Genomic DNA, 23,360 nt, shown 5'->3' with positions numbered 1-23,360 from the left:
AAAGCAAAAGACTTTAGTCGGCCGGCAGTATCTTCCCAGGGTTCATAATGTTCTGCGGATCGAGCGCCTGCTTGATCGTGCGCATGATGTCGACGCTGTGGCCGAGTTCATGGCGCAGGAAGCCGATCTTGCCTTGTCCGATGCCGTGCTCGCCGGTGCAGGTTCCATCCATGCCGATCGCCCGCATGTTCAGCCGCGCGACAAACTCTTCCGTCTGCTCGATTTCCTTCGGATCGTCCGCGTCCATCAGCACCAGCACATGGAAATTGCCGTCACCGGCATGGCCGACGATCGGCGCGATCAGCCCCATCTCGGCGATGTCGGCCTCGGTTTGCGTAACGCATTCGGCAAAGCGCGAGATCGGCACGCAAACGTCGGTCGACAGCCCCTTGGCGCCCGGCCGCAGCGTCAGCGACGACCAATAGGCGTCGTGCCTGGCCTTCCACAGCTTCGTCCGTTCCTCGGCGACGCTGGTCCACAGGAATGGTCCGCCGCCATAGTCTTCGGCGATCGTGCCGAAGGTTTCGGCCTGCTCGGCAACGCCGGCATCACTGCCATGGAATTCGACGAACAGGCACGGGCTTTCGGGATAGTCGAGTTTCGAATAGCTCTTCATCGCCCGCATCTGCAGCGCATTGACCAGTTCGATGCGCGCCACCGGAATGCCCATCTGGATTGTCGCGATCACCGCATTGCAGGCCGCCTCGACGCTGGGAAACGGACAGACGCCGCCGGAAATCGCCTGCGGAATGCCCTGCAGCTTAAGTGTCAGCTGGGTGATGATGCCGAGCGTGCCTTCGGAGCCGATCAGGAGCCGCGTCAGATCGTAGCCGGCCGAGCTCTTTTTTGCGCGCTTGCCGGTCGTCACCGTCTCGCCGTCGGCCATCACCGCCGTCAGCGACAATACATTCTCGCGCATCGTGCCGTAACGCACCGCATTGGTGCCCGACGCCCGCGTCGCCGCCATGCCGCCGAGCGATGCATTGGCGCCCGGATCGATCGGAAAGAACAGGCCGGTGTCGCGCAGGTGCCGGTTGAGATCCTCGCGCGTCACACCGGGCTCAACCGTGCAATCGAGATCCTGCGGGTTGACCGCGAGGATGCGGTTCATCCGCGACGTATCGACAGAAATGCCGCCGCCCGGCGCGTTGGTGTGGCCCTCCAGCGAAGAGCCGACGCCGAAGGCGATCACCGGCACGCGGTGCGCGGCGCAGGCCGAGACGATCTCCTGCACCTCCGGTGTCGTATCTGGAAACGCCACGCCATCCGGCGCCTGGGTTGGAATGTAGGTGGTGGTATGCGCGTGCTGGGTGCGGATCGCCTGGCCGGTCTGGAACCGTTCGCCGAGCCGCTGTTTGAGGATGCCGAGCACCGCGGCAATGCCTTCTTCGTTGCGCTCGACCGGATTGAGGTCGCTCAGAGCCATCTATTCCTCCGCGAATGGACCAGCGTCCACCCTTGTTATGGACTTATGGATGCCTATCGCATCGGCCCGAAAATCGAAATCGATTTTCGGAAAGCACGATGCGAAGATTCAATGTGCTAGAGCGTACTTTGTGCGTCCAATTGGACGCACGTCGCTCTAGTCTCCCCGACCACGTCCTGTCCAGCCAGAAGGAAGTTTTCGATGTCCACCGCCGCCCCCTTCGCCTCTGCTCCCATGGCCATCGAAAAAGACTGGATCGACTATAACGGCCATCTCAACATGGCCTATTACAACGTGCTGTTCGACCGCTGTTCCGACCAAGCGTTCGAAATGATGGGGATGGGGCTGGATTACGCGAAGCAGCGCCGGCTGACCATCTACACGGCGGAAGTCCATGTCTGCTATGTCAGGGAGCTGCATCTCGACCACGAGGTCGATGTCTCGTTCCAGTTGCTCGACCATGACGACAAGCGGCTGAGAGCCTACCAGGAAATCCGCCATGTCGACGGCTGGCTCGCTGCCACGTCCGAATCATTGTCGCTGCATGTCGACATGTCCGGACCGAAGGTGGCGCCCTTCCCGGCCGATGTCCTGGCCAAGGTCGAAGTCATGCGCGCCGCTCATGCGGCGTTGCCGATGCCTGAGCGCGCCGGCCGTTCGATCGGTATTCGTCGCAAGACGCTTGAGCCGCAGTCAGACCGCCGTTAACCTTACCAGGGTTTTAACGTGAACAAGCCGAATTGAGGCGTTGAACGACTCAGTACGACGGTCGAAGACGAGTTGCGATACGGGCGGCGGGGGCTGAAGCGGTTCGGGGAACGTGCATGAAAACCGACATCAAGGTCGAGGCGGACAGGCTGGCGGCCGACCCACGCATCAGCGACTACGATTTCTGGCGATCGCTGAAGAACCTCAACTACGAAATTTTTTCCATCGCCAACAACAACGAGCCGATCCCTTTCGCCATGATCCGCTGGCGCGCCATCCTGAAGCAAGCACGGATGAAGCGCGGCCACGCCTGATCGGTGCGGAAAGAAATGGTCTCGTCCTCCGGTCGCATTTTTCGGGGGCGTTTGCGCCACCCCTCATCCGGCTGCCGCCACCTTCTCCCCGTATAGAGACGGGGAGAAGGGAGCTTGCCGCAGCCTCGGCGCTCTTTCAGCAACGCCCGCAAATTGGCGAAACCATTGATGACAGCGTCCTTCTCCCCGTCACTATACGGGGAGAAGTGCCCGGCAGGGCGATGAGGGGCGGCGCGACTTTTTCCAGTTAAGCTGATGTATTGACGAACACTGCCGCCAGCGGCGAACGCGCCACCACCGGCGACGACTGGATGATTGCGGTGTTGGTCATCGCAAACGGAATGATGCGGTCGATCACCCGTTCGAGTTCGGCCACCGAGCCGACATGCGCCAGCGCAATGAAACAGTCCTCGCCGGTCACCCGATCGCACTGGGCGATTTCCGGCAAGTCGCGGATGATCTCGGCGACCGCAGCCAACTGCCCGGGCACCGGCCTGATCCGCAGCCATGCCGACAGCTTCATGCCGAGCGCGGCCGGGTTGATCCGCACAGTATAGGCCTCGATCACACCGCTCTCCTGCAGCCGCTTGATGCGCTCGGCCACGCTCGGCGCCGACAGGCCGACCGAGCGCGCCAGTTCAGCAGTGCTGGTGCGCGCATCCTTTTCCAGCAGGCGCAGGATTTTCAGATCCGCCGCATCCAGATTAGCATTTTCGTTTCGAATGCGTTTCAGGAAAAACTCCTTTGTTCAGGAGAATAAACGATCTCTTTGATTGGCCATTGCCCATATAAACAGGTAAATCTTCCTGCGATAATGATCATATGGATGATCAAGCGCAAGCCCCAGCTGCTATCCCAGCCCTCGGCGGCCCTGTCTTTGGCAGCCTGGCGACATCGCTGCCGCCGCATGTCTGGTTCGGCGTCAGCGCTGTGTTTCATTATCTCGGGCCGGCTTTCGCCGTGCTGCTTTTCCCGCATGTCGGCGTGCTCGGCATGGCCTGGCTGCGCATCGTCACGGCCGCCCTTGTCTTTGCGCCGCTGACTCGGCCGTGGACGGTCTTCGCCCGCGCCGACCGGCCGACACGACTGCTGCTTCTCGCCTTCGGCGCCTGCCTCGGCGTGATGAATTGCTCCTTCTACCTGGCGCTCGACCGCCTGCCGATCTCGCTGGTCGCGGCGATCGAATTCGTCGGCACCATCGGCGTTGCGCTGATCGGCGTCAGAAGTCCGCGCAATTTCGCAGCGCTTGCCGTTGCCGTTATCGGCACCTTGCTGCTGATCGACGTCAAATGGTCAAGCGACCCGGTCGGCCTGTTCTGGGCCTTCCTCAACGGCGCGCTGTTCGTCGGCTACATCATGCTTGGCCATCGCGTTGCCCGCGCCGGCGCTGGCGACGGCATCGCCGGCCTGGGAGCCGCCATGGCGGTCGCCTGCCTCATCGTGCTGCCGATCGGCTTCACCGATGCGCTGCCGGCTTTCACGGCGCCGCCACTGCTCATCGCCGCCATCGGCGTCGGCATCTGCTCCTCGGTCATCCCCTATATCTGCGACCAGCTTGCCATGTCGCGGCTGCCGCGATCGAGCTTCGCGCTGATGCTGTCGTTGCTGCCGGTCACCGCCACGCTGATCGGCGTCATTGTGCTCCGCCAGATACCCAGCCTTACCGATTGCATCGGCATCGCGCTGGTGGTGGCCGGCGTCGCTTTTCACAAACCGGCAAATGCCTGATCAGGCAAGCTTCTCCTTGAGAAAGGCGATCGTCCGGCCCCAGGCGAGGTCCGCCGCGTTCTTGTCGTAGCGAGCCGCCGAGGTGTCATTGTTGAAGGCATGATTGGCGCCTTCATAGACATGGATCGTGTACTCGACTTCGGCTGCATCGAGCTCCTTCCTGAAGGCGTCGATACCGGCATTGATGCGGGTGTCGAGCCCGGCATAGTGCAGCAGCAGCGCCGCCTTAATCTTCGGCACATCCTCGGCCTTCGGCTGCATGCCGTAATAGGCGACAGCGGCAGCCAGATCCGGCGCATTGGCAGCCAGTGTGTTCACCGTGGCGCCGCCCCAGCAGAAGCCGACCGCGCCGACCTTGCCGTTGCCATCCTCGCGGCCCCTGAGGAAAGCGACCGTTGCGACCGCATTGTCAGTGGTTTGCGCCGGATCGAGCTTGGAAGACTGCTCGCGCGCCTTGTCTTCGTCGGCCGGCGTGCCGCCGAGCGGCGACAGGAAATCCGGGGCCAGCGCAACGAAGCCTTCCAGCGCCACGCGCCGCGTCACATCGCGTATATGCGGGTTGAGCCCCCTGTTCTCATGCACGACGATGACGGTGCCGAGCTTGCCGGACTGGCCGGCCGGCTTGACCAGATAGCCCTTCATCTCGCCACCGCTGCCGGGATAGCTGATGTCCTCGCCCGTCACGCGTGAATCGTCCCCGGCAACAATCGCCGCCCGGGCTGAATTCGCCGCCAGCAGCGGTGCGATTGCGGCGGCGGCCGCACCTGATCCGGCAAGCCTGGTCAACTGTTCCATGAAGCCCCGCCGGTCGAGCGTCAGATGCGTGTATTCGTCATACGCGTCGATCATCGCCTGAGTAATGGCGGGTCTGGTGACAGCGGGGCTGGCAGGGCTCGGTTTTGTCATGGCGCTCTCCTCGGCTTCGGGAACATGTCCGCCGCGCAAGATAGGGTAGAAGCCCGCACGGTCCAGTCACGGATCAGTGAGGCCCAGCATGCAGTGCTCCACGACGTCGGTGGGTTAAATATACCCATTTGTAGGTTCCGGCGCTGGACAGAGAACAAAACGGAGACACTTCTGGCCTTTCGCTGCCGAATCACTACATTCGGGGGAGATGTCCGGCTTTTCGGAAGATATGCCTTTTTTTGATGAACCGAACGCGCGGCCCGTGACCCCGTCGGGCATTGCTGCGCGCGCCATGGCTGCCCGCAGCGGCCATGCCAATGCGCCCGATTATCTGAACGGGCTCAACCCCGAGCAGCGGCTGGCGGTGGAAACCACCGAGGGTCCGGTTCTGGTGCTGGCCGGCGCCGGCACCGGCAAGACGCGCGTCCTGACCACCCGCATCGCTCACATCCTCGCCACCGGCAAGGCCTTCCCGTCGCAGATCCTCGCCGTCACCTTCACCAACAAGGCGGCGCGCGAGATGAAGCAGCGCATCGGCCTGCTGATCGGCGAAGGCCATGTCGAAGGCATGCCGTGGCTCGGCACCTTCCACTCGATTGGAGTGAAGCTGCTGCGCCGCCACGCCGAACTTGCCGGGCTCAGATCCGACTTCACCATTCTCGACACCGACGACGTCGTGCGCCTGATCAAGCAGCTCATCCAGGCCGAAGGACTGGACGACAAACGCTGGCCGGCCAAGCAGTTCGCCCAGATGATCGACGGCTGGAAGAACAAGGGGCTTGGCCCCGCCGAGATTGCCGAGGGCGACGCCCGCGCCTTCGCCAACGGCAAGGGCCGTGAGCTCTATAAGGCCTATCAGGAGCGGCTGAAGACGCTGAACGCCTGCGACTTCGGCGATCTTCTGTGCCACCCGATCCGCATTTTTCGCGCCAATCCGGACGTGCTGAAGGAATACCACAAGCGCTTCAAGTACATTCTCGTCGACGAGTACCAGGACACCAACACCGCCCAATACATGTGGCTGCGCCTGCTGGCCCAGCGGCCGGGTGCTGGGCGAGCTCCAACATCAACGGATTTGCGAACGGCCGAAGGCCGCAAGCCCGATCGGGCGTCCGAGCCGTTGCGAGTCCCCTCCCGCGACGCCGAAGGCGCGCAAAAAAGGGGGGTCGGGCCCGCGCCGGCAGGCGCGGAACAGCCCGTGAGCGAAAACAAAGTAAACATCTGCTGCGTCGGCGACGACGATCAATCCATCTACGGCTGGCGCGGGGCCGAGGTCGACAACATCCTGCGCTTCGACAAGGATTTCCCCGGCGCCACCATCATCCGGCTGGAACGCAACTACCGCTCCACCGCGCACATCCTCGGCACCGCCTCCCACCTCATCGCCCACAATGAAAGCCGCTTCGGCAAGACGCTGTTCACCGAAAAAATCGCCGAGGACAATGAGAAGGTGCATGTCCATGCCGCCTGGGATTCCGAGGAAGAGGCCCGCGCCGTTGGCGAAACCATCGAGGCCTACCAACGGCAGAAGCACAATCTCAACGACATGGCCATTCTTGTCCGCGCGTCCTTCCAGATGCGCGAGTTCGAGGACCGCTTCGTCACCCTCGGCCTCAACTATCGCGTCATCGGCGGCCCGCGCTTTTACGAGCGCCTCGAAATCCGCGATGCGCTGGCCTTCTTCCGCGTCGTCGCGCAAGGGGCAGACGACCTCGCCTTCGAGCGCATCGTCAACGTGCCGAAGCGCGGGCTGGGCGAAGCCACCATCCGCCAGATTCACGACACCGCCAGGGCGCTGCGCATCCCGATGCTGGAGGCTGCAGAAAAACTCGCTGAGAGCGACGAGCTGAAGCCAAAGCCGCGCGCAGCGTTGCGCGAGGTTGCCGCCAATTTCGAGCGCTGGCAAAAGGCGCTGGAGACCACGCCGCACACCGAGCTGGCCGAGACCATCCTGGAGGAGAGCGGCTACACCGACATGTGGAAGAACGACCGCTCGGTAGAAGCGCCCGGCCGGCTGGAAAACCTCAAGGAACTGATCCGCTCCATGGAGGAGTACGAATCGCTGCGCTCCTTCCTCGAACATGTAGCGCTGGTGATGGACGCCGAGCAGAACGCCGAGCTCGACGCCGTCAACATCATGACGCTGCATTCGGCCAAGGGCCTCGAATTCGAGACGGTTTTTCTGCCCGGCTGGGAGGAAGGACTGTTCCCGCATCAGCGCGCGCTCGACGAGGGCGGCCGCTCCGGGCTGGAGGAAGAGCGGCGGCTGGCCTATGTCGGGCTGACCCGCGCCAAGAAGAACCTGCATTTGTGGTTCGTCTCCAACCGCCGCATCCACGGCCTGTGGCAATCGACGATCCCGTCGCGCTTCCTCGACGAATTGCCGGAAGCCCATGTCGAGGTCGCCGAGAGCGGCAGCTCCTATGGCGGCTACGGCAATGCCTATGGCGGCGGCTCTTTCGCCTCCGGGCGGGGCGGCCAGGCGGCAGGACGGCAGAATCCTTACGGCGCGTCGCGCTTCGACAATGTCGGCGCAGAAAAATCCGGCGCCTTCTCCAGCACCTATGCAACGCCGGGCTGGCAGCGCGCGCAGCAGAACCGCACCGAGGCGACCGACCGCAACTGGGGCTCGCGCTCCGGCCACCAGGTCGAGCGCATCGGCTATGGCGAGACCGACAGTGGCTATGGTGCCGGCCGCACCTCGATCAAGGGCCGCACCATCGACGGCGAGCTGGTCGCCAAATCCGTCGCCGACACGCCATCCCCCTTCAATGTCGGCGACCGCGTCTTCCACCAGAAATTCGGCAACGGCAACATTTCGGCCATCGACGGCAACAAGCTGACCATCGACTTCGACAAGGCCGGCCAGAAACGCGTGCTGGACGGGTTTGTCACCGGGGTGTGAATATCCCCCTCACCGATACCGCGCCTGGTTCCATTTGTGGCCGAGCAGCGACAGGATGATGATCAGCCCATTGAAGAACTGGACATAGAAGCCGCTCAGGCCTGCCGCGACGACGCCGGTCTGGATGAACGACACGGTGACCGCGCCGATGGCGCCGCCGACCACGGTGCCGACGCCGCCCCAGGTCGGCGTGCCGCCAACGAACACCGACGCCAGCACCGGCAGCAAATAGCCGTCGCCGGCGGTCGGCCACCAGGTGAAGTTGATCATCACCGAGAAGGTGCCAGCGATCGCCGCCCCGATGCCGACGAAGACGAACACTTTCACCCGCACGCGCTTGACGTCGATGCCCATCTGCTGGGCGCTGTCGGGATTGTCGCCGACCACCTTCACCTGCGCGCCGAAGCGATGCCTGTTGTAGAGCAGCGCCGACAGCACAACGAAGCCGATGGCCCAGAAGATCTGCACCGGGATGCCGTAGAGCTGGCTGGAGAAGATCTTGTAGGCCCAGCTGTCGGCAAGGCTGGTCAGCGCCGTCGACCTGCCTTCGTTGATGATCTGGATCAGGCCGCGCAGCAGGAAATTCATGCCGAGCGTGGCGATCAGCGACGACAGCCCGCCATAGACGACCAGCGACCCGACCAGGAAGCCGAGCAACGTGCCCGTTGCAATGGCGGCGGCGATGCCGAGAAACGGGTCGTAGCCGGCTTGCACCACCAGCGCGAAGACCCATGAGGCAAAACCCATCGTCGCCGGAAACGACAGGTCGATCTCGCCGCAGGTGACGACGAAGACCAGCGGCACCACCACGAACAGCGCTACCGGCAGCGTGGTGAGCACGGAACTGTAGAGATACCAGGTGGTGAAGACGGTCGGGTTGGCGATCATGAACACCGTCATCATCACCACGAACACGGCAAGCGTGCCGAGTGCGGCGCGGTTGTCGAGGATGAAGCCGCGCATCCAGTGATCGGATGGGTGTTTCCACTCTTTCCGGGGATTGCCGGGACGGGAGATGCCTGCGGACGGCTCGTGCAGATCGGGCTCCATCGTCTTGCTCATCGTGCTCTCTGCTCCGGGTCGCCGGCGTCGTGCAGTCCCGGCAATCCACCCGGATGCGCGACGTCTTCCATGAAGTTGATGAGGTCTTCGGCCGACTTGACCTGGCTGCGGTCGGCGGTGAGCGCGACCTTGCCGCGGTCCAGCACGACGAAACGATCGGCGATGTCGAAGACGTGGTGGATGTTGTGGCCGATGAACAGGATCGACCGTCCGCTCGCCCGCACCTGGCGCACGAAATGGAAGACCTTGGCGGTCTCGGTCAGCGACAGCGCCGTCGTCGGCTCGTCGAGGATGATCAGGTCGGCCTGCTTGTAGATTGCCCGGGCGATCGCCACGCCCTGGCGTTCGCCGCCGGAAAGCTGGCCGACGATCGATTGCGGCGTGAACACTTTCGAGGTGAAGCCGATCTCGCGCATCAGCCGGCTCGCCTCCTCGATTTCCTTGTTGACCTTCAGCCAGCCGAGAAAGCCGGTGAGTTCGCGGCCCATGAAGATGTTGCGCACGATCGTCTGCTGCACGGCCAGCGCCCGGTCCTGGAATACCGTCTCGATGCCGGCGTCGCGCGAGCGCGCGGCGCTCCAGCCGGTCACCGGCTGGCCGCGGATGAGGATCTCGCCGCTGGTCGGTTTGACCACGCCGGAGAGGATCTTGATCAGCGTCGACTTGCCGGCGCCGTTGTCGCCGATCAGGCCGACCACCTCGCCGCGGTCGACTCTGAGATTGACCCCGCCCAGCGCATAGACCTGGCCATAGGACTTGCTGATGTCGCGCAGCTCTATAAGGCGTTCTGCCATGGCGATCCTCACTTGGTTCCGGCTGCGGTCGGAAGACCGGCAGCCGTGTCAAAAGGTCAGCGCAGCGCCTGCTTGGCGAGTTCGGCGACGATCTCGTAATTGTCAGGCGTGACGAAGCCGGCGCCGGTGTCGACATCCATTGGCGCCAGGCCCAGCACCACCTGCTGGCAGAGGCTGAGGATCGGCAGATAACCCTGCAGGAACGGCTGCTGGTCGGCCGTCAGCTGGACCCAGCCGCCCTTGAAGCCCTCGACGATCTGCGGGCTGGTGTCGAAGCCGAAATTGAAGATATCGCCAGCCTTCCTGCCCGCCGCCTGCATGTAGGTCGGGACGTTGCCCAGCATCTGTCCGCCGGGATAGCCAACCGCCTTGACATCGGGATTGTTTAGGAGTGCTGCGGTAATCACCGGAATGGCCAGATTAGGGTCGGAAGCCCATTCGCCGCTCGGCGGCGAGGAGAGCTGGATGACCTCGACGCCCGCCTCTTTCAGGGCGGCGACCGTGCCGCGCTCGCGCGCGCCGCGGCTCTCGTTCTCGAACGGGCCGATCATGATCGCCTTGTCGCCGGCCTTGAGCCCGGCCAGCTTGAACGCCTCGGCGCCGAGCGCGCGGCCCTGCTCTTCCTGCTGGGCGCCGACATAGCCGCCGCCGAACGCTGCCGTGACCTTCGGCACCGGCACGTTCTGGTACATCATCCTGATGCCGTCCTTGTGCGCCTGTTCGGCCAGCGGCATGATCGAAGCATCGCCTGGGTGGCCCATCATGGCGATGCCGCCGGGCTTGACCGCGACGGCCTCGCGCAATTGCTGCACCATCTTCTCGACATCCCACTGGGAGAAGATGTAGTCGACCTTCGGCCCAAGATCGGCCTCGGCCTGCTTGGCGCCATTGTAGACGATGGTGCCGAAGGCGTCGCCCTCGGCACCGCCGACGAAGAAGCGGATGTGGACGTCCTTGCACCACTGGGCATCGAGCGCCTGGGCAGGCAAGGTGGAGATTGCGGCGGCGAGCGCCGTGGCGGCCGCCATGACGGTCGAGCGCAGAACTGTCCTTCTCATCGTGATGCTCATGCACTTATCCTCCCTTTGTTCCCTCGCAAGCCGAGGGGTCTTCGACGAATGCTTCGGCTTCTCGCCGCAATGCTTCGCTGGCCGGCTCCCTGTTTGATGCATGTCGTTGTCGCAAAACCGCTGCACACCTTGGGTCAGGCCCGAGGGCATGCTTTTGCGCGACATGCATTAGCCTCACGCCGGGTTCGGCAGATACGTCGCACCTCCCCGGCATTGCTTGAGGTAGTCCAGCGCCCGAACTTGCCCTGTAATCTCAAGGTCGCCGCGATAGACCGGGTCGTGCCAGCCTTCGATGTCGATGGCGCCCCTGTATCCGGCCAGCCGCAATTCGCTGATCACCCGCGTCCAGTCGCTGTCGCCGAAGCCAGGCGTGCGCATTTGCACGAACGGCAGCCGGCCGAACACGCCATGCTCGCGGATCACGTCCCAGCGCACCGTCGCGTCCTTGCCGTGGACATGAAAAATGCGCGGCGCCCATTTGCGGATCTGCGGGATCGGATCGATCAGGTAGACGAGCTGGTGGCAGGGCTCCCATTCCAGGCCGAGATTGTCATCGGGCAATTCATTGAACATCAGCTCCCAGGCGTCCGGATTATGGGCGATGTTCCAGTCTCCATCGGCCCAGTTGCCGTCCATCGCGCAATTCTCGAAGGCGATGCGCACGCCCTTGTCGGCGGCGCGCCGGGCCAGTGGTCCCCAGACCTCGCGGAAGCGCGGCAGGCTGTCGGGCAGCGGCTTGCCGCGGAGGCGGCCGGTGAAGCCGCTGACCATCGCGGTGCCGAACAGATGCGCATGGTCGATGGCCGTTTCCCAGGCATCAAGCACGCCGCGATCGACATCGCCGCTTTCCAGCGGATTGCCGAAGACGCCGAGCGAGGAGACGACGACGTCGGCGTCGCCGATCGCCTCGCGGATCTGGCCGGCCAGCCGTGGAATATCCTTGCCGCCCAGCGTCTGCCAGAAGAAGGGCTGGATGCTTTCGAAGCCGAGCGGCAGGATCGCCTTGATATAGGCGGCCGGGTCATCGAGATTGGCCCGCACCATGGTGCCGATCCTGATGTCGAGAAGCGGGTTTGGCATAGTCACCCTTCCTGTGCGATCGCGACCCGGCGCCCGGTTTCGGCGCTTTCGATCGCGGCAAAGACCATGGCCAGGCTCTTGATGTTGTCGGCGCCGCGCGTCTCCGGCTCGCTGCCGGTTTCGACGGCGCGAACAAAATCCTGGATGATGCCGAGATGGCCGCCGATGCGGTCATTGGGATCGAGCGGCGGCACGGCGAGCGGCTCTGTGCGATCGAACAGGCCTTCACGGATAGGCTGCGCGACTTCCGCCCTCAGCCCATCCTCACCGTCCCAGACCAGGCTGCCGTGCTCGGCGACGATGCGCCATGTGCTCTCCCAACTGGTGCGGAACCCGTCGGCGCACCAGGAGCCGGCATAGGTGAACAGCTTGCCGCGGCCGAGCTCGAAGATTGCGGTGGCCGACGATCCCTGCCGGTACCAGGAATTGACCGGCTCCCATTCCTGGCAGTAGACGCTGGCCGGCGCGCCGCCGACCATGTAGCGGGCGGCGTCGAAAGTATGGATCGCCATGTCGAGCAGCAGGACATGGCGCATCTCCTCGCGAAACCCGCCGAAATGCGGCGCGACGAAGAATTCGGCGTGGATGCTGGTTGGCGCACCGATGGCGCCGGAATCGAGAAAACGCCTGATGCGCCTGACGTTGGCGACATAGCGGCGGTTCTGGACGACGGCGTGCACGCGCCTGGCGCGTCGGGCTGCCTCGACGATGGCGCGCGCTTTCTCCGGGCTGTCAGCCAGCGGCTTCTCCGTCAGGAGGTGACAGTGATGCGCAAAGGCCGAAAGCGCGACATCGCGCCGAGCCGCCGGAACCACGACGTCGAACACAGCGTCGGGCTTGGTCTGGTCGAGCACGGCGTCAAGATTGGTCCCGGCAATGGCGCCGGCAAGCTCGTATTCGCGCGCCCTTGCCTTCGCCCTGTCGGCGTCGAGGTCGACAAGGCCGACAATAGCCAACCCGTCGATCTGCCTCGCCGCATCGAGCCAGTGCTTGCTCATCGCTCCGCAGCCGACCAGGACGACATTCATCATCCAGCGCTCCTCCTCCGCTCGGCCCCTCCAGACCGATCGTCACGGCATTCACGGCATGACCGTAAACGTTTTTCCGTAAACGTTTACGAGAACACACCGGAAGGCGTAGAATGTCAATTGGCCGCTCGCGAAAATCACCTAGATCACCTTGGCCTGAAGAGCGGCCGATGATAGCCAGGCAAGGGGGAGAACTGTCCTTTGGCGTCCAGCATCCACGACCTTGCGCGTCACCTGAACATTTCGATCGGCACCGTGTCGCGCGCGCTCAACGGCCGTGCCGACGTCAATGCCGACACCCGCCAGCGCGTGCTCGATGCGGCGGCAAAGCTGAACTATTCGCCGAACCAGTCCGGCCGCAGCCTGCGTCGCGGCGCCACCCACTCGATCGCCTTCATGCTGCAGCCGCACCCGGGCGACCAGCAATATGGCGAGCCGTTCTTCATTCCATTCCTGACCGGGCTGCAGGCGAAACTCGCCGAAAGCGGGCTCGATCTGATCGTGGTGATGGGCGCGCCGGGCGACTACCAGCAGGAGCGCCTGCGCCGGGTGGTCGAGACGCGCCGGGCCGACGCCGTGGTGCTGGCCTATACGCGTCGCGAGGACGAGCGCATCGATTACCTGACCAGGGTCGGATTCCCGTTCGCGACGCTCGGCCGCAGCCGCTCCGGCGGCAAGACCTATCCGTCGCTCGACCTCGATTTCGAAAAAGCCGGGGCCGACGCGGTCGACCGCCTGGTGGCGCGCGGCCATCGCCGCATCGCCGCCATTCGCCCGTCCCTCAACCTCAATTTCGGCTATCTGTTCCTGGCCGGCTATCGCAAGGCCTTGCGGCGGCACGGCATCGAGGTCGACCCCGGGCTGATCGCGAAAGGCTTCATCAATGAAGCCGGCGGCGACGCGGTGACGCCGCAGGTCATGCGCTCCAAGGACCCGCCGACCGCCATCATCTTCAACAATGACGCGATGGCACTCGGCGGCTGCAAGGCGCTGGCCGAGATGGGCATCAAGCCGGGCCACGACATTGCGGTGATCGTCATCGTCGACACGCCGCTCTGCCGCTATTTTTCACCGGCACTGACCGCCTTCCGCCCTCGCCTGGAGCCGATGGGACGGCGGCTTGCCGAAATGTTGCTGGCGTCGATCCCGGCCTTCGCCGGCCCCGAAGGCGCGCGGATCATCCGTGAGGTCTGGCCGCTGGAACTGATCGCGCGCGACAGCGATTGATGATGGCCAGCCTTCCCTCCAGCCACGTCGATCGCCTAGGATGAGTCAGGCGCAGCAGGGGAGAATCCATGGGCAAGGGACGGGTCGAGGCATTTTCCGATGGCGTCATGGCCATCATCATTACCATCATGGTGCTGGAATTGAAGGTGCCGCATAGCGCGGATTTTTCCGCGCTGGCACCGCTATGGCCCACCTTTCTCAGCTACGTGCTGTCCTTCATCTATGTCGGCATCTACTGGAACAATCTGCACAACATGTTCCACACCGTGCAGCGGGTCGATGGCCGCGTGCTGTGGGCGAATTTGCATCTGCTGTTCTGGCTGTCGCTGATGCCCGTGACCACGGCCTTCATGGGTGAAAACCATTTCGCGCCGGTGCCTGTGGCCGTTTACGGTGTTGTCCTGGCGCTTTGCGCGGCCGCCTACTTCATTCTGGTCGTCCTCCTGCACCGGCTGCATGGCAACGACACTGCCTTCGCCAGAGCGGCAGGCACCGATCGCAAGGAAAAGATCTCGGTGGTCCTCTACATCGCCGCCATTCCACTGACGTCAGTCAATCAATGGATCAGCGTCGCGCTCTATGTGCTGGTTGCCATGATCTGGTTCGTGCCGGACAAGCGTTTCGAAAGGCAGATCGAAAAATAGGTCCGCCCTATCCCCGCATCGCCTTCAGCTTTTCCGCCACCGAGGCCGCAAGGTCGGCATAGCGCTCCTCCAGCCGCTCGGCCGCCTTGATCACCGAAAAATCATGGCCGAATTTTTCCAGCGCCATGCGCAGCTTCTCGACGAACTCCGCCTGCTTTTCGAGCGCCGAAAACAGCGTTCTCACTTGCGCTTCGCTGATGTCGGGATTGGCAAGCATTTGCGGCACCTCACGGCTCATCTGGTCGCCGGTGGCGGTCTGTTCTTTCAGGATCTCGATCCAGTCGGTCAATCGGTAATCTCCTTCTTACGCGGACAGCATGCGCAGCGCCTGCCGATGTGGTCAACCCAAGGACGCCCAAACGGGCTTGCGCGAGCCTGTCGCCGCGTTAAGTTCGGCGCAACCTGAACGAGGACACGATCGATGACCACCGACGCCGAAATCCAGAGCGCTTTGCCTGCCCTTGGCTCCGGCAACGTTGCCGTCATCACCGGCGGCGCCAGCGGCATCGGCCTTGCCGCGGCCAGGCGGCTGGCGGCAATGGGCCTGAAAATCGTGCTTGCCGACATCGGCGGCGCGCGGCTCGACGAGGCTGCCGGCGCCGTTGCAACGATTGCCGGCGACAGCGCGGTAATCGCGGTCGCCACCGACGTCTCGAAAGCCGACGAAGTCGACCGGCTGGCCGAAAAGGCATTCGATGCCTTCGGCGGCGTGTCGCTGTTGATGAACAATGCCGGCGTCGGCAACAATCCCGGCAAACCCTGGGAGAACCGCGACGCCTGGAAGCGGCTGCTGGACATCAATTTCTGGGGCGTCGTCCATGGCGTCGAGGCCTTCGTGCCACGCATGCTGGCTGCAGGAAAACCGGGCCTGATCGTCAACACCGGCTCCAAGCAAGGCATCACCACGCCGCCCGGCAACCTTGCCTACAACGTCTCCAAATCGGGCGTGAAGAGCTTTACCGAAGGCTTGGCGCATGCGCTGCGCAACGAGCCCGGCGGAAAGATTGCTGCGCATCTGCTCATTCCGGGGTTCACTTTTACCGGCCTGACCGAGGGTGCAACCGAAAAGCCCGCCGGCGCCTGGACCGGCGAGCAGGTGATCGACTTCATGCTGGCCGCGCTGGTGCGTGGCGACTTCTACATCCTGTGCCCCGACAACGAGGCGACGCGGCCTATGGACGAAAAGCGCATGGCCTGGGCGATCGGCGACATCATCGAAAATCGCCCTGCTCTGTCGCGCTGGCACCCGGACCACAAGGACGCTTTCGCGGCGTTCATGGAAAGCTGACGCTCACGCCGCATGCGTCTTCGAGCCGCGCTTTTGTGCAGTGGCTTTCATGCCCGCCGTATCATGCCGTTTCGCCGCCTGTTCACATTTTTTGCGAATCTCCTCGACCTCGGATTCGGTCAGGTGCTCGATGCCGATAAAGGTATTGTGAGCTTTGCCGACCCGGATCAACTCGTCGAGTTTCGTTTGAATCGCCGTGCAGTCGCGGTTCTGGGTGTTCTGGATGAGGAACACCATCAGGAAGGTGACGATCGTCGTGCCGGTGTTGATGATGAGCTGCCATGTATCGGAAAACCCGAACATCGGTCCGCTTGCCGCCCAGACAACGATGATCAGAAAACAGATGGCGAATGTCGCCGGCAGACCGGCAAGATGGGCAACGTAGGTGGCGATCCTGGTGAAAAGCTTCTCCATCATGGCAGGAGAAACAACCAGCATCCGCTCCGGGTTCCCTCCTTTCACCGACGTAGCCGTTTAGAGACCCGCAAGGATCAGGGGATTTCGTGCTCCCAGCGGTCGAGAAAGGCCTCGATGGAAAGCGCCTGCATGTCGGGAATGGCCCTGGCGAGTTTTTCGACCGACCAGTCCCACCAGCCGAGGCTTTCAATCCGCGCAGCGGTTTTCTCGGCAAAACGCTGGCGCAGCGGCTTGGCCGGAACGCCGGCGACGATCGCATAGGCAGGTACATCGCGCGTCACCACCGCATTGGCGCCGACGATCGCGCCATTGCCGATGGTCACATCAGGCATGATTACCGCGCCATGGCCGATCCAGACGTCGTGGCCGATGGTGACGGACGTCGCCCGCCGCCGTTCGCGGAACGCCGCGTCGACGCCCAGCCAGCGAAAATACTCGTTTGGCCGGTAGCTGACCTTGTGCTGGGTCAACCGCTCAATCGGATGCTCGAGCGCGTTGATACGGCTGTTGGCGGCGATCGAACAGAACTTGCCTGTTGTCGTGTAGATCGCCTCGGCATGGCGCTCGAAATAGGAGAAGTCACCGACTATGACTTCGCGCAGGATGACCCGCTCGCCGATCGAGGCGTAGCGCCCAAGCTTGCATGCCTTCAATTCCGCGGTCGGATGAATGCGCGGCTCGGGGTCTTTCAGGACAAGATTTTCGGGACGGTCCATGCCGGCGGCTTTACGCCCGAGCGATTGGTCCCGCAAGCGGGGACCAATCGTCGTCACCTGTTTCCAGAGCCTATTTCGGCTTGCCGTTGGTCCACACCACGTTCTGGCCATAGAGCGGCACCGTGGTGACCGACATTTTCGCCGAACCGTCCTGCACCTGGCGCGAATGCGACAGATAGATCAGGGTCTCGTTGGTCTTGTCGTAGATGCGGTTCACCACCTGTTTCTTCCAGATCAGGCTGATGCCTTGCTTGAACACCTCCTCGCCGGCCTCGCTCATGTCGATGTCGCCGATGGTGATCGGCCCGGTTTGGCGGCAGGCGATCGAGGAATCGGATGGGTCCTCGAACCAGTTGCCCTTTTGCAGGCGGTCGATCACGCCACGGTCGAAATAAGAGACATGGCAGGTCACGCCTTCGACCTTCGGGTCCTTAATCGCCTCGACGATGATGTCGTTGCCGAGCCAGTCGACGCCGACCTTGCCGACCTCCTGGGCGACAGCCGCACCAGCACCGACGACAAGGCACGCGGCCAAAGCGCCGCCGATCAGTTTTCGCCCAATCAGTCCTTGCCCAATCAGTCCTTGCAAGAAAGCCTCCTGCCGTTCGAGTTTTGCCGACCTCAGGTGGGACGGGCGGCAGCACTTTGCAAGCGGATCATTTTTTAAGAGAAAGCCGGTTGCGGCAACGCGACATCTTTGCGCGAGCGAGATCAAACCGCTAAGAGTGTTCGCCCAACAAGCTCCAAAGGCGCCGACACGGCGCCAATGAAAATCGCGACGGACAGCCAATTGATGATGCGTTCAATACTGGTCGGCATTCTCGTCCTGATGGCGGCGGGCATCGGCTGGCTCACCTTCGAGTGGTACCGTGGGCATTATGGCGGCGAGCCGTTCGGCGCGCCGTTCACGCTGGTCGACCAGAAGGGCGCTCCGATCAGCGAGGCTGCCTTTCGCGGCCAGCCCAGCGTCGTCTTCTTCGGCTTCACCCACTGCCCGGAAGTCTGCCCGACCACGCTGTTCGAACTGGCCGGCTGGCTGAAGACGATGAGCGACGATGGCAAGAACCTGCGCGCCTATTTCGTGACGGTCGACCCGGAGCGCGACACGCCCGAAATCATGAACGCCTATATCAGCAACTTCTCCGATCGCATCCTCGGCATCACCGGCGACCCGGACAAGGTCCGCGCCATGGCCAAATCCTTCGGCATCTATTCGAAAAAGGTCGATACCGGCAACGGCGACTACACGATGGACCACACTGCTTCGGTGCTGCTGCTCAACGCCAGGGGCGATTTCGCCGGCACCATCGCCTATGGCGAAAGCCCGGACGCCGCCATCGCCAAGCTCAAGCGGCTGGCGGCAGGTTAGTGCATGGTCCCGAACCGACGGTCCGCGCCAGCGAAAAGTGGGAACCGGTTTTCGGACAAGATCATGCTCACGAAGAAAATCGTTTGATGACCCAAACGCGGCTTTATTTCAGCACTGGAAAGATCGAGGCCGACCGTATCTTCGCGGCGTTCGAAGCGGCATTCGAAGATGAGGGCCTGCCGATTGGCTTGGTCGAAGTCGACGAGGACCGCGACATCCACGAAGTGTCACTCTATGCCGACGGCGATGTCGATGCCGTCGAGGCGCGCTTGAAGGAGATCCTTGCCGGGCTGGCCCTGTCGAGGCCGATTGCGCGCGAGCCCGTGCCTGATATCGACTGGGTGACGCGTTCGCTGGAGGGACTGAAGCCGGTGCGCGCCGGCCGTTTCTTCGTCCACGGCGCGCATGACCGCAGGAAGCGCCACAGCGGCGAACTCGCCATCGAGATCGAAGCGGGCCTCGCCTTTGGAACCGGCCATCACGGCACCACCGCCGGCTGCCTCGAAATGCTGGAACAGGTCGTGCGGCGCGAACGCCCGCGCAACGCGCTCGACCTCGGCACCGGCAGCGCGGTGCTGGCCATCGCGCTGGCCAAGCTCGCCCATATTCCGGTGCTGGCGACCGACATCGATCCGGTCGCCACAAAAGTCGCCGCCGCCAACGCGCGGCTCAATCACGTCAAGGCGCTGGTGGAGACGGTGACGGCGCCGGGCTTCCACCATCCGATTTTTGCCGCGCGCGGCCCTTTTGGCCTCATCGTCGCCAATATACTGGCGCGGCCGCTGATGCGGCTGGCGCCCGAAATGGCCAGGCATGTCGGTTTGGGCGGCTCGATCGTGCTGTCGGGCATCCTCGACCGGCAGCGCGACGCGGTGATCTCCGCCTATGTCGGCCAGCAGTTCCGCCATGTCAGGACGTTGCATCGCGAAGGCTGGGTGACGATCCACCTCAAGCGGTGACGCGCAGCGCCTTCAATTGCACGCCGCAAATTCGCTCAGACATAGCGCGACCTTGCCGCCTTCTTCAGTTCTTCGCGATCGTAGCCGTTCGCTTTCAGCGTTTCGTCGTCAAAGCCAAGCAGAACCCCGCTCACATAGCGGCTCGCTTCGCGCTGGCGCGCTTCGATCAGAGCGTTCACGGCGCTTCTGAAAAATCCGCGTCTGGCTGAAATCGTGGACATGATGGTCTCCTTTGCAGGGCAGTAAGACTCGTTCCTCCACGCCAAAAAGGTAAGCTCTGCTGACCTTTTTTTAAATCGCTGATTCTGCATGGCGTCCATGCGCAAAAGCGATGCTGGACCGAACAGGGCAATCACTGCAGGCAAAAGAGGGCCTCCCAGCTCACGTAGAATGACCACCGTCGATGTCGGCGCTGCCCCTCATTGCCCTGCCGGGCATTTCTCCCCGTATAGTGACGGGGAGAAAAACGCCTTCGCGAACGATTTCGCCAATCTCCAGCGTTGCGGAAAGGATGCCGAGGTTGCGGTCAGCCCCTTCTCCCCGTCACTATACGGGGAGAAGATGCCGGCAGGCAGATGAGGGGCAGCGCAGACCTGAAGCGATTGCCCTGCTGGACCGAATTCGGCCGGCGCCTGGCGTAGCAAAAGTCGATTCCGATTTTCGGGGTCATGCGCTACGGTCGCGCCAAAGCATCGGGCCCAAAAGTGGAAACCGGTTTGGGAAAACCCGATGCTCAAACAAAAGGCTAGATGTGAGCGGCGGCACGGTTCGACTTGAAAGTCCGCCGCTCACATCCAGCATCCGAGGAGAGGCCATGATGTTCCAGACCTTTGATTCCGCAGGCGACCCCGCCGTCGGCAAGCCACGTGTGGCGTTGCTGCGTCAATGGCTGGCGGCCAACGGGCTGGACGGCTTCATCGTGCCGCGTGCCGACGAGCATCAGGGCGAATATGTCGCCGACCGCTCGGCGCGGCTGAAATGGCTGACCGGCTTCAGCGGCTCGGCCGGCGTCGCCATGGTGCTCGGCGACCGTGCCATCATGTTCGTCGACGGCCGCTACACGCTGCAGGTGCGCCACGAGGTCGATCTCGACATCTTTTCGATCGAAAGCCTGGTCGACAATCCGCCCGCCACCTGGATCAAGGACAATCTCGGCAAGGGCGTGCGGCTTGGCTTCGACCCGTGGCTGCAGACGATCGGCGACGTGAAAGCGCTGAAAGCGTCGGCCGAAAAATCGGGAGCGACATTGGTGCCGCTCGAGAGGAATCCGATCGACGCCATTTGGGAGAACCAGCCCGAACCGCCGCTGGCGCCGGCCGAGCTTCATCCTATCGGCTTTGCAGGCGAATTGGCCAAGGACAAGCTGGCGCGGCTGGCCGAGTCGATCGGCAAGGATGGCGCCACCCATGCCGTGCTGACCGACCCGTCCTCCATCGCCTGGGCCTTCGACATCCGCGGCGGCGATGTGCCGCACACGCCGCTGGCGCTCGGCTTCGCCGTGCTCGCCGCCGATCGATCGCACCTGCTTTTCATGGACCAGCGTAAGTTTTCACGCACCGTCGCGGCCTATCTGACGCAGCTCGCCGAATTGCACGAACCCGGTGAATTCGAAGCTGTTATCGCAGCCCTGGCCAAGGGCGGCGCGAAGATCGCGCTGGATCCGGTGCTGGCGGCGGAGAAGCTCAGGATGCTGGTCGAGGACAATGGCGGCACCGTCATCACTGCGCCAGACCCTGCCCGCATTCCGCGCGCGACGAAAAACCAGGCCGAGATCAACGGCGCCCGCGCCGCGCACCGCCGCGATGGCGCCGCGGTCGCCAAGCTGCTTTGCTGGCTCGACCGCCAGGAACCGGGCAAGCTCGACGAGATCGCGGTGGTCACCAAGCTCGAGGAGTGCCGCCGCAGCACCGGCGAGGAAACACAGATGCCGCTGCGCGACGTGTCCTTCGACACCATCGCCGGCGCCGGCCCGAACGGCGCCATTATGCACTACCGCGTTTCCCGCGCCACCAGCCGAAAGCTTCAGTCTGGCGAACTGTTCCTGCTCGATTCGGGCGGGCAGTATCAGGACGGCACCACCGACATCACCCGCACCGTACCGATCGGCACACCGACCGAGGAAATGCGCGAACGCTTCACGCTGGTGCTGAAGGGCATGATCGGCATTTCCATGCTGCGCTTTCCCCCGGGCACGCGCGGCTCCGAGATCGACGCCGTGGCGCGCCTTGCCCTGTGGAAACACGGTTGCGATTTCGCCCATGGCACGGGCCATGGCGTCGGCTCCTATCTGGCCGTGCACGAGGGCCCGCAGCGCATCGCCAGGACCGGCACCGAAAAGCTGCTGGCAGGCATGATCGTCTCCAACGAGCCGGGCTACTACAAGGAGGGTTCTTACGGCATTCGCGTCGAGAATCTCATACTGGTGACGCCGGCCGAGCCGATAGAGGGCGGCGACATCGCCGTGCATGACTTCGAGACGCTGACGCTGGCGCCGATCGACACCAGGCTGGTGCGATCCGACCTGTTGACGCGCGACGAGCTGCATTGGCTCGACACATACCACGCCCGCGTGCTGGCCGAGATCGGACCGATGCTCGACGGCGAGACGCTGGCCTGGCTGGAGAAGGCAACCGCACCGCTGCCGCACGACCAGAAGATTTGATTTCTCGGAAAGACTGGTGGCTCAGCTAGGGACCCAGGATGCCGGTCCGCGGCAATGGCCTGCGGCCTTATCGCTGCCTTCTAACCTCCAAGGGTCGCCGACGGATTTCGCAGCGAAACTCGTTGAAGACACATGGCGGGTGCAGGGTGACGGTCGTGTCGGCACAAGGTCTGGCGTGGTGGAACGAGAAGGCAGAGCGTGGGCGAAACCGACGAGCGGCTGCTGGCGCTGATCGCTCAGAACAATGCGGCCGCGGTGGAAGCCATGGTCGAGCGCAAGCTGCCGCGGCTGATCCGTCTCGCCACGCGAATGCTGGGCGACCGCGGCGAGGCCGAGGATGTCGCGCAGGAGACGTTCTTGCGCATCTGGCGGGCGGCTCCGGGCTGGCGCGCCGGCGAGGCGAAGTTCGACACCTGGCTGCATCGCGTCGCACTCAATCTCTGCGCAGGCGGCGGGAGACGCCGGTGGCGGAACTTCCCGATCGCCCCGACGAACGCCCGGGCGTGGAAGCGGATATGCTCGCGGCCGACGATCAGCACCAGGTGCGGCGCGCGCTGGCCGAGCTGCCGGAGCGCCAGCGCGAGGCGATCGTGCTGCAGTATTATCAGGAGCTTTCGAACGGCGATGCGGCAGAGGTCATGGGCATCAGCATCGAGGCATTGGAAAGCCTGTTGTCGCGGGCGCGGCGGCAGCTGCGCTCCAGGCTCGGACGAGACAGGGACGAAATGACATGACTCCAGAGAGGTTTTCCGAGCTCGTTGCCGCCTATGGCGGGTCGCCGCAGCGCTGGCCTGAAAACGAGCGCACGGCAGCGCTGGACTTCATCGCCGCCAATCCGGCTCAAGCCGAAGCCGCGCTTGCACCGGCGGTGGAGCTCGACGATCTGCTGTCGCGCATCGCGTCGCAGCTCCGGACGACGCGCTCGCGCGAAGGATCATCGCCACGGCGCCGGCGGCGCTGTGGCGCCGCCCCCCCCACGGCTGGCGGTGTGGCGGGTTGGCCGGCCTCGGGCTGGCGGGCGCGGGGGGCGGGGGGCGGACAGTCGCCCTGCTGCTGG

24 protein-coding genes and 2 pseudogenes are annotated in these 23,360 nt (G+C 63.6%); 13 read left to right on the top strand and 13 right to left on the bottom strand.

The genetic code is table 11. The annotated features are described in order from the left end of the window. Positions 1 to 13 precede the first annotated feature (13 nt). A complete protein-coding gene (locus AC0L3O_RS07330) occupies positions 14 to 1,426 on the bottom strand; it encodes an FAD-binding oxidoreductase (RefSeq protein ID WP_473615250.1) in 1,413 nt (470 codons plus the stop codon). A 201-nt stretch (positions 1,427 to 1,627) separates the two neighbouring features. Here AC0L3O_RS07330 and AC0L3O_RS07325 point away from each other — a divergent pair, with 201 nt between their 5' ends. Continuing rightward, a complete protein-coding gene (locus AC0L3O_RS07325) occupies positions 1,628 to 2,134 on the top strand; it encodes a thioesterase family protein (RefSeq protein WP_473615249.1) in 507 nt (168 codons plus the stop codon). A gap of 116 nt (positions 2,135 to 2,250) precedes the next feature. Beyond that, positions 2,251 to 2,448 carry a hypothetical protein gene (locus AC0L3O_RS07320; protein WP_027153754.1) on the top strand — a complete coding sequence of 66 codons (198 nt, stop codon included), beginning with the start codon at positions 2,251 to 2,253 and terminating at the stop codon, positions 2,446 to 2,448. Positions 2,449 to 2,695: 247 nt separating this feature from the next. Here the strand turns inward: AC0L3O_RS07320 and AC0L3O_RS07315 are convergent, their stop codons facing one another. After that, positions 2,696 to 3,181, bottom strand: coding sequence for an Lrp/AsnC family transcriptional regulator (locus AC0L3O_RS07315; RefSeq protein WP_128174143.1), 486 nt, complete (start codon positions 3,179 to 3,181; stop codon positions 2,696 to 2,698). Between the two features lie 89 nt (positions 3,182 to 3,270). On the opposite strand from AC0L3O_RS07315, the gene AC0L3O_RS07310 reads away from it, so the two are divergent. Then, on the top strand, positions 3,271 to 4,176 hold the full coding sequence (locus AC0L3O_RS07310; RefSeq protein ID WP_128174145.1) for an EamA family transporter: 906 nt from the start codon (positions 3,271 to 3,273) through the stop codon (positions 4,174 to 4,176). Here the strand turns inward: AC0L3O_RS07310 and AC0L3O_RS07305 are convergent, their stop codons facing one another. After that, a complete protein-coding gene (locus AC0L3O_RS07305; protein WP_128174147.1) occupies positions 4,177 to 5,082 on the bottom strand; it encodes a dienelactone hydrolase family protein in 906 nt (301 codons plus the stop codon). It abuts the gene before it with no gap. Between the two features lie 208 nt (positions 5,083 to 5,290). Here AC0L3O_RS07305 and AC0L3O_RS07300 point away from each other — a divergent pair, with 208 nt between their 5' ends. After that, entirely contained in the window at positions 5,291 to 7,987 is a 2,697-nt protein-coding gene (locus tag AC0L3O_RS07300) for an ATP-dependent helicase (RefSeq protein WP_128174149.1), read from the top strand. 9 nt (positions 7,988 to 7,996) lie between these two features. Here AC0L3O_RS07300 and AC0L3O_RS07295 read toward each other — a convergent pair whose 3' ends face one another. The 5 genes from AC0L3O_RS07295 to AC0L3O_RS07275 all read right to left on the bottom strand — a co-directional run bounded on the left by AC0L3O_RS07295 (position 7,997) and on the right by AC0L3O_RS07275 (position 13,024). Further along, entirely contained in the window at positions 7,997 to 9,049 is a 1,053-nt protein-coding gene (locus AC0L3O_RS07295; RefSeq protein ID WP_128174151.1) for an ABC transporter permease, read from the bottom strand. Continuing rightward, positions 9,046 to 9,843 carry an ATP-binding cassette domain-containing protein gene (locus tag AC0L3O_RS07290; protein WP_128174153.1) on the bottom strand — a complete coding sequence of 266 codons (798 nt, stop codon included), beginning with the start codon at positions 9,841 to 9,843 and terminating at the stop codon, positions 9,046 to 9,048. Before AC0L3O_RS07290 ends, AC0L3O_RS07295 begins: the two co-directional genes overlap by 4 nt. 56 nt (positions 9,844 to 9,899) lie before the next feature. Then, a complete protein-coding gene (locus AC0L3O_RS07285) occupies positions 9,900 to 10,913 on the bottom strand; it encodes a substrate-binding domain-containing protein (RefSeq protein ID WP_473615247.1) in 1,014 nt (337 codons plus the stop codon). A 174-nt stretch (positions 10,914 to 11,087) separates the two neighbouring features. Then, positions 11,088 to 11,993 carry a sugar phosphate isomerase/epimerase family protein gene (locus AC0L3O_RS07280; RefSeq protein WP_287173470.1) on the bottom strand — a complete coding sequence of 302 codons (906 nt, stop codon included), beginning with the start codon at positions 11,991 to 11,993 and terminating at the stop codon, positions 11,088 to 11,090. Between the two features lie 2 nt (positions 11,994 to 11,995). Continuing rightward, the gene (locus AC0L3O_RS07275) at positions 11,996 to 13,024 is read right to left on the bottom strand and encodes a Gfo/Idh/MocA family protein (protein ID WP_473615246.1); all 1,029 of its coding nucleotides are present in this window, start codon (positions 13,022 to 13,024) and stop codon (positions 11,996 to 11,998) included. Between the two features lie 198 nt (positions 13,025 to 13,222). On the opposite strand from AC0L3O_RS07275, the gene AC0L3O_RS07270 reads away from it, so the two are divergent. Continuing rightward, positions 13,223 to 14,248 carry a LacI family DNA-binding transcriptional regulator gene (locus AC0L3O_RS07270; protein ID WP_128167132.1) on the top strand — a complete coding sequence of 342 codons (1,026 nt, stop codon included), beginning with the start codon at positions 13,223 to 13,225 and terminating at the stop codon, positions 14,246 to 14,248. Between the two features lie 68 nt (positions 14,249 to 14,316). Continuing rightward, entirely contained in the window at positions 14,317 to 14,892 is a 576-nt protein-coding gene (locus AC0L3O_RS07265) for a TMEM175 family protein (RefSeq protein ID WP_287173475.1), read from the top strand. Between the two features lie 7 nt (positions 14,893 to 14,899). Here the strand turns inward: AC0L3O_RS07265 and AC0L3O_RS07260 are convergent, their stop codons facing one another. After that, positions 14,900 to 15,181 (bottom strand): hypothetical protein, encoded by a 282-nt coding sequence (locus tag AC0L3O_RS07260; RefSeq protein WP_128167136.1) that lies wholly within the window; start codon positions 15,179 to 15,181, stop codon positions 14,900 to 14,902. Between the two features lie 132 nt (positions 15,182 to 15,313). Between AC0L3O_RS07260 and AC0L3O_RS07255 the strand changes: the two genes are divergently transcribed. After that, the gene (locus tag AC0L3O_RS07255; RefSeq protein WP_473534265.1) at positions 15,314 to 16,180 is read left to right on the top strand and encodes an SDR family NAD(P)-dependent oxidoreductase; all 867 of its coding nucleotides are present in this window, start codon (positions 15,314 to 15,316) and stop codon (positions 16,178 to 16,180) included. Between the two features lie 3 nt (positions 16,181 to 16,183). Here the strand turns inward: AC0L3O_RS07255 and AC0L3O_RS07250 are convergent, their stop codons facing one another. From AC0L3O_RS07250 to AC0L3O_RS07240, 3 genes are all read right to left on the bottom strand, one after another. After that, complete coding sequence (locus AC0L3O_RS07250; RefSeq protein ID WP_473615395.1) at positions 16,184 to 16,594, bottom strand: low affinity iron permease family protein; 411 nt, start codon at positions 16,592 to 16,594, stop codon at positions 16,184 to 16,186. A 77-nt stretch (positions 16,595 to 16,671) separates the two neighbouring features. Then, entirely contained in the window at positions 16,672 to 17,313 is a 642-nt protein-coding gene (locus AC0L3O_RS07245; RefSeq protein ID WP_236386109.1) for an LbetaH domain-containing protein, read from the bottom strand. A 70-nt stretch (positions 17,314 to 17,383) separates the two neighbouring features. Next, complete coding sequence (locus AC0L3O_RS07240; RefSeq protein ID WP_287071432.1) at positions 17,384 to 17,902, bottom strand: CreA family protein; 519 nt, start codon at positions 17,900 to 17,902, stop codon at positions 17,384 to 17,386. A 204-nt stretch (positions 17,903 to 18,106) separates the two neighbouring features. On the opposite strand from AC0L3O_RS07240, the gene AC0L3O_RS07235 reads away from it, so the two are divergent. Both AC0L3O_RS07235 and AC0L3O_RS07230 read left to right on the top strand, forming a co-directional pair. Then, entirely contained in the window at positions 18,107 to 18,682 is a 576-nt protein-coding gene (locus tag AC0L3O_RS07235; RefSeq protein WP_473615244.1) for an SCO family protein, read from the top strand. An 86-nt stretch (positions 18,683 to 18,768) separates the two neighbouring features. Continuing rightward, entirely contained in the window at positions 18,769 to 19,641 is an 873-nt protein-coding gene (locus tag AC0L3O_RS07230) for a 50S ribosomal protein L11 methyltransferase (protein WP_287237255.1), read from the top strand. A gap of 35 nt (positions 19,642 to 19,676) precedes the next feature. Here AC0L3O_RS07230 and AC0L3O_RS07225 read toward each other — a convergent pair whose 3' ends face one another. Further along, positions 19,677 to 20,006 carry a hypothetical protein gene (locus AC0L3O_RS07225; protein WP_353682784.1) on the bottom strand — a complete coding sequence of 110 codons (330 nt, stop codon included), beginning with the start codon at positions 20,004 to 20,006 and terminating at the stop codon, positions 19,677 to 19,679. A gap of 449 nt (positions 20,007 to 20,455) precedes the next feature. On the opposite strand from AC0L3O_RS07225, the gene AC0L3O_RS07220 reads away from it, so the two are divergent. The 4 genes and pseudogenes from AC0L3O_RS07220 to AC0L3O_RS07205 form a co-directional block, all read left to right on the top strand. Then, positions 20,456 to 22,303, top strand: coding sequence for an aminopeptidase P family protein (locus AC0L3O_RS07220; protein WP_473615243.1), 1,848 nt, complete (start codon positions 20,456 to 20,458; stop codon positions 22,301 to 22,303). 264 nt (positions 22,304 to 22,567) lie between these two features. After that, positions 22,568 to 22,714 (top strand): annotated as a pseudogene (locus AC0L3O_RS07215) (sigma factor); the annotation flags it as partial. A 53-nt stretch (positions 22,715 to 22,767) separates the two neighbouring features. After that, positions 22,768 to 23,037, top strand: coding sequence for a sigma-70 family RNA polymerase sigma factor (locus AC0L3O_RS07210; protein ID WP_353843274.1), 270 nt, complete (start codon positions 22,768 to 22,770; stop codon positions 23,035 to 23,037). Further along, positions 23,034 to 23,360: pseudogene (locus AC0L3O_RS07205) on the top strand (hypothetical protein); the annotation flags it as partial. The gene AC0L3O_RS07210 and the pseudogene AC0L3O_RS07205, both read left to right, overlap by 4 nt.

It is taken from the genome of Mesorhizobium sp. WSM4810 (genome assembly GCF_055811235.1).
The sequence above is the reverse complement of the archived record's forward strand: the minus strand, read 5'-3'. Positions and strand labels throughout refer to the sequence as shown.